The sequence below is a fragment of the Neorhizobium sp. SHOUNA12A genome (assembly GCF_023006505.1).
Taxonomy (GTDB): Bacteria; Pseudomonadota; Alphaproteobacteria; order Rhizobiales; family Rhizobiaceae; genus Neorhizobium.
Genome location: NZ_JALBGV010000156.1, coordinates 1 through 5,991, shown reverse-complemented (window position 1 = coordinate 5,991; position 5,991 = coordinate 1). Strand labels below are relative to the sequence as shown.

The 5,991-nt window shown below is 63.3% G+C and carries 6 protein-coding genes; 5 read left to right on the top strand and 1 reads right to left on the bottom strand.

Annotated features, from left to right (window positions below; translation table 11 throughout):
- The 4 genes from MOV63_RS31820 to MOV63_RS31805 all read left to right on the top strand — a co-directional run.
- Positions 1-1,101, top strand: a 1,101-nt coding sequence (locus MOV63_RS31820) for an extensin family protein (protein ID WP_247039738.1), incomplete at its 5' end; no start/stop codon positions are given.
- Positions 1,102-1,110: 9 nt separating this feature from the next.
- Positions 1,111-1,434, top strand: a complete 324-nt coding sequence (locus MOV63_RS31815; RefSeq protein ID WP_247039736.1) for an MmcQ/YjbR family DNA-binding protein — start codon at positions 1,111-1,113, stop codon at positions 1,432-1,434.
- 653 nt (positions 1,435-2,087) lie between these two features.
- The gene (locus tag MOV63_RS31810; RefSeq protein WP_247039734.1) at positions 2,088-3,014 is read left to right on the top strand and encodes an ABC transporter ATP-binding protein; all 927 of its coding nucleotides are present in this window, start codon (positions 2,088-2,090) and stop codon (positions 3,012-3,014) included.
- A complete protein-coding gene (locus MOV63_RS31805; protein WP_038542707.1) occupies positions 3,011-3,772 on the top strand; it encodes an ABC transporter permease in 762 nt (253 codons plus the stop codon). Before MOV63_RS31810 ends, MOV63_RS31805 begins: the two co-directional genes overlap by 4 nt.
- 24 nt (positions 3,773-3,796) lie before the next feature.
- Here the strand turns inward: MOV63_RS31805 and MOV63_RS31800 are convergent, their stop codons facing one another.
- Positions 3,797-5,020 carry an MFS transporter gene (locus MOV63_RS31800; RefSeq protein WP_247039733.1) on the bottom strand — a complete coding sequence of 408 codons (1,224 nt, stop codon included), beginning with the start codon at positions 5,018-5,020 and terminating at the stop codon, positions 3,797-3,799.
- Between the two features lie 100 nt (positions 5,021-5,120).
- Between MOV63_RS31800 and MOV63_RS31795 the strand changes: the two genes are divergently transcribed.
- A partial coding sequence (locus MOV63_RS31795; RefSeq protein WP_247039730.1) for a cupin domain-containing protein occupies positions 5,121-5,991 on the top strand: 871 nt, incomplete at its 3' end.

Below are 5,991 nucleotides of genomic sequence, written 5' to 3'. Positions count from 1 at the left end.
ATGTCGCAGCAGGCACCCGGCGCGCGCCAGGGCCGCCTGCCGATGATCGACAGCGACGAGGCGATGCAGCAGCAGGCCTCTGCCCGACAGCGCAACACGACCCGCAATGCCGGGCCGACGACCATTCCGGAAGACGGCGTCAACATCGATGCCGAACTCGGTTTCGGACCCGACGAGAGCGACGTCACGGGGCTTGCCGCGGAAGAGGATTCCGATATCGCCGAAGGTGTCGGCGACCAGCCCGTCGTCGACGGCATCGGCACCGACAATCCCCGCGCGCTGCAGTCGCGCCGCCAGCCGATCTCCCAACCCATGAACGACGACCGCGTGCTGGTGCCCCCGAAGCGCCAGGGCGCCGGCCTCCAGGGCGATCTTTCGAACCGCAACAGCAATATGGCCTGGGGCAACCAGCCAAACATTGCGCCGCCCGGCAGCAGATCGGCGGCCGGCACGCAGCAGGTAGCAATGCTGCGGCCCAACAATCCGATGATCGACAGCGGCCCGATGAGCCAGCGCGACATGCCCTGGCAGCGCGATGTGATGCCGCAGTCGGAGGTCAGCTGCCGCGCCGAACTGCGCCGTCTCGGCGTCGAATTCGACGACCGGCCGCCCATCGACGCAGGCCCGAGCTGCAGGGTGCCTTATCCGGTGAAACTCTCCGGCCTGTCCGGCAATGTCGACGTCAAGCCGGCCGTCACGCTGAACTGCCAGACGACGCTCGCCTTTGCCAAATGGGTAAAGAACGAGCTCGCGCCTTCCGCCCGTTACCGCTATCTGACCGGCATCCAGAAGATCGTGCCAATGGGCGGTTATTCCTGCCGGCGGATGAACAACAGCAACCAGCGCAACAATCCGATGTCCGAGCATGCCAAAGGCAACGCCATCGACATCGGCCAGATCGTGCTGAAGGACGGCCATGAGATCGACGTGCGCAAGAAGGGCCTGTTCTCGATGCGCGAGGGCGGTCTCCTGAAGGCGGTGCGCAGCGACAGCTGCAAGTATTTCAGCACCGTGCTCGGTCCGGGCAGCAATGCGGAACACTGGAACCATTTTCACTTCGACCTGCGCTCCCGCAGGGGCGGCAAGCGCTATTGCGACTGAGGTCAGACGATGGCCGATGCCGACATGCTCCGCAGTCTGGCCCTCTCGCTCGAAGGAACGTCCGAGGCACCGCATTTCGACCGGTCGGCGTTCAAGGTCAGGCGCATCTTCGCGACGCTTGCGGCCGATGGCCTGACCGCGAATTTCAAGTTCACGCCCGACGAGCAGCAGTTCAAATGCGAGATGCTGCCGCATGCTTTTTCGCCGGTCCAGAACGCCTGGGGCCGTCAGGGCTGGACGACGGCGATTCTTTCCGAACTCGAAAAGGCGGACCTCCGCGACGCTCTGGAAACGGCATGGCGGCATGCGCTGCCCGGCAGACGCAGGACCTGAGCTTCCGCTTCGGATATGGCGATTGCGGCGAGCCTGTGGACATTAACGCTCCTTAAACCATATGCGGCAACCAAACTGGAACCATAAGCAGCGGCGACGCAAGAGTGATGGCGCCGCAGTCCGCCCCCCAGGCTTTACCCCTACTGCGGCACGAGACCCGACGCGCAGACCATGCCCATCGCGCGTCGGGTCTCACCCGGCCACCCGAACGGAATTGGCTTGAACCACAAAAAAGAAAGCCGGCTCAGGGAGCCGGCGAGAGTGGAGGTCGGGCTCGCGGGGAGGAGCCGTGCTTCCGGTTACTGAAGAACTCATACTTGAAAACAATACGCATGCGGCAAGCGGAAAACGAGAAAGACTAAAACACTATGGTCATGACGGTCGCGCGAGAGGTTACGTGCGGCGTAAAGGGCGGGACCGTTGCTTGCCTGAGGGGACAATGCTGTAGGAACGTCACGGAAAAATGACAGCGGCGGTTTCTTCGGTTGAGATATCGCGGTCGAGACCTGATCGTCATCTCGGAGCGGCACTTCCCGTCGATTATCCTCCGAAACCGTCAGCAATATTCTTCCACAAGGGATGGTTTCGAAGGTTGGGGTGCCTATATTCGCGGCGCATCCCGCAAATAGAATCCTTGGGAAGAACCGTTCCGCATGGCCTCAGTCGTTTCCATAGATAAACTTACCAAGACCTACGAGAACGGGTTCCAGGCGCTGAAGGGCATCGACCTGGAAATCGAGGAAGGCGAGATCCTCGCGCTGCTCGGCCCGAACGGCGCCGGCAAGACGACGCTGATCTCGATCATCTGCGGCCTCGTCAATCCTTCAACCGGCAAGGTCATGGTGGGCGGCCACGACGTCATCAGGGATTTCCGCCAGACGCGGTCGCTGATCGGCCTGGTGCCGCAGGAATTGACGACCGACATGTTCGAGACGGTGTGGAATACGGTCAGCTTTTCCCGCGGCGTCTATGGCAAGAAGCCCGATCCGGCGCTGGTCGAGAGGGTGCTGAAGGAATTGTCGCTCTGGAACAAGAAGGACAACATGCTGCGCGAACTTTCGGGCGGCATGAAGCGGCGGGTGATGATCGCCAAGGCGCTCGCCCATGAACCGAAAATCCTGTTCCTCGACGAACCGACCGCCGGCGTCGACGTCAACCTGCGCCGCGAGATGTGGCAGCTGGTCGAGAAGCTGCGTGAAAGCGGCGTCACCATCATCCTCACCACCCACTATATCGAGGAGGCGGAAGAGATCGCCGACCGGGTGGGCGTCATCAACGGCGGCAAGCTGCTGCTGATCGAGGAAAAGGCGGCGCTGATGAAGAAGCTCGGCCGCAAGCAACTCCGGCTCGAACTGTCCGAGCCGCTGAAGGTATTGCCGGAAAGCCTCGCTGCCTACAACCTGACGCTTTCCGAAGACGGCACGGCACTGATCCACGAATACCAGGGAGAGGAAGGGCAGGGCACGATTGCATCGCTGCTGTCGACGCTCGCCGCCCAGGACATTCATTTCCGCGATCTTTCCACGCGACAGAGCTCGCTTGAGGATATTTTCGTGGCACTGGTGGGAGAAGACGCATGAATTTCGAAGCGATCAAGTCGATCTATGTCTTCGAGATGGCCCGGCTGCGGCGCACGCTGCTGCAGAGCGTCATTTCGCCGGTCATCACCACCTCGCTCTATTTCATCGTCTTCGGCACCGCGATCGGTTCGCGCATCCAGACGGTCGAGGGCGTTTCCTACGGGTCGTTCATCACGCCCGGCCTGATCATGCTGACGCTGCTGACGCAATGTATCAGCAACGGCTCGATCGGCATCTATTTCCCGAAATTCACCGGCACGATCTACGAAATCCTGTCGGCGCCGGTTGCGATGACCGAGATCATCGTCGGTTATGTCGGTGCTGCGGCGACCAAGGGGCTGATTATCGGCCTGATCATCCTCGCCACCGCCTCGTTCTTCGTCGACATTCACATCGCCCACCCGTTCATGATGGTGCTTTTCCTGGTGCTGACGGCGGTCACCTTCAGCATGTTCGGTTTTATCATCGGCATCTGGGCGAAGAATTTCGAGCAGCTCAACGTCATCCCGATGCTGGTCGTGCCGCCTTTGACATTCCTCGGCGGCAGCTTCTATTCGATCAACATGCTGCCGCCCTTCTGGCAGACGGTCAGCCATTTCAACCCGGTCCTTTATCTCGTCTCCGGCTTCCGCTGGAGTTTCTACGAGATTGCCGACGTCAACCCGATGGTGAGCCTCGGGATGATCACCCTCTTCCTGGTCATCTGCCTGTCGATCCTGGGCTGGATCTTCAAGACGGGTTATCGGCTGCGCAACTGACCGCAGCCGATAGTCGTGTTCGGTTCAGCCCTGGCTGAGTTGGACCTGGCGTCCGCCGCGTGCGACCATCACCGACGCACCGAGAATGGCTGCGATGCCAAGGAAGGTCATGACGCCGAGCGGTCCCTGAGCGTCGATCAGCAGGCCGCCGAGTACGGCGCCGCTGGATATGGCGATCTGGAAGGTCGTCAGCAGCAACGCGCCGGCGCTTTCCGCCTCGTCAGGGGCGGCCCGGGTGATGTAGCTCTGGATGCTGACCGGCAGCGCGCCGAAGGCAAAACCCCAGAGCGTGATGGCGACCGCCGCGGCCGTCGTCGAAGCCCCGAGGGAGACGAGGAGCACGGCGGAAACGGCGATCAGGCCGGAGGCGAAGACGACGCCGAGCGTCGAGCTGCGTTCGGTGATCATGCCGCCAACGATATTGCCGAAGAAGCCGCCGACGCCATAGGCGAGCAGGAGGAGCGAGACCATCTCGACGTTAAGCCGCGGAACGTCTTCCAGATAGGGGCGGATATAGGTGAAGCCCGCAAAATGGCCGGCGACGATGAGAAGGGTGGCGATCAGGCCGATACGGATCTTCGGCCGCTTGAGGACTTCCGCCAGCGTGCCGAGCCCGGCATGTCCGGCAGGCGGCAGCGAGGGTACGGTGACGAGTTGCGCGATGAGCGCCAGCACGCCGACAGCGCCGGCGAGCACGAAGGCCGCCCGCCAGCCGAGCGTGGAGCCGATATAGGCGCCGAGCGGTGCAGCCATAACGGTCGCCACCGAGACGCCGGTGAAGATCATCGCCATGGCGCGCGGCAGGTGGTTCATGGGCACGAGTCGCATGGCAAGCGCCCCGGCCATGGCCCAGAAGCCGCCAAGCCCGACGCCGAGCAGGACGCGCGACACGAGGAGCAGGGTCAGGCCGTTGGCAAGGGCCGCCAGCGCGCAGGAGAGGATGAGCAGGGCGGTCAGCCCGAACAGCGTCCAGCGCCGGTTGAAGCTGCGGGTGCCGATGACGACGCCGGGGCCGGCAAAAGCTGCGACGACCGCCGTCACCGTAACGGTCTGGCCCGCAACGCCGGAACTGATGCCGAGATCGGCGGAGATCGGGGTGAGCAGGCTCGCCGGCAGGAACTCTGCCGTCACGAGGCCGAAGACGCCGAGGGTGAGCGCGATGACCGCGTCCCACCGGGCCTTGGCCGATGTGTTCGGGGACGACGTGTCGCGCACGACATCGTCCTCTTCAAAAATGCTGTTAGTCATAGTCATGTCCTGTCTTGGGAGGTGGCACGGAAGGCCGTGCCGGGAGGATGGATTAGACTTAGGCGTGACAGTCTGTAGTTTCCATGCTAGAAAATCCGATATGCTTGACCATTCGTCCAAAGAACCATCGATAGACCCCTCCGATCCTCTGACCGAGATGCTGCGGGGCCTGCGGCTCGACGGTGTCGAATACGGCCGCTGCCGGCTTCCCGAGCCCTGGGCGACCTCCTTTCCCGCGCAGGAGGCGGCGCGTTTCCACTTCATTTCATCGGGCTCCGCATGGTTGCAGACGCCCTCCGGCGAATGGCTGGAATTGCGGGCGGGGGATGCGGCTCTTCTGCCGCGCGGCGATGGACATGTGCTGGCGAGCGCCCCCGGCATCCCGCCGCTGCCTTTCGGCCGGTTCGGCCGCAAGGAGGTCTGCCAGGGCGTGTTCGACGTGCAATGCGCCGATGCCTGCGGCGGCACCGTGGCGCTGACGGCTTCGATGCGCTTCAACATCGACAAGCTGCATCCGCTGCTTCAACTGATGCCGGAGGCGATGCTGACCAGTGATCTCGCCAGGAACGAGCCGTCGATCCCGCATCTTCTCGACGCCATGGCGCGCGAGGTGGACATGGACCGGGTCGGCGCCGGCGGCATTCTCGCACGGCTTGCCGACGTGCTGACCGCGACGCTGATCCGCACCTGGGTCGAACACGGTTGCGGCGACACGACCGGCTGGATTGCGGCAGTGCGCAATCCGGAGGTCGGCCGCGTGCTCGCCGCCATCCATCTGCAGCCGGACCGTGACTGGACCGTGGCCGCTCTGGCGAGGCTGATGGGCGCGTCGCGATCGGGTTTTGCCGAACGGTTTCTGCGCGTCGTCGGCGAAACGCCGGCGCGCTACGTGGCAGGGGTGCGCATGCACCAGGCCCGGCTGTGGCTGCGCGAGGGCGAACGGGTGGAAACCGTCGCCGAACGGCTCGGTT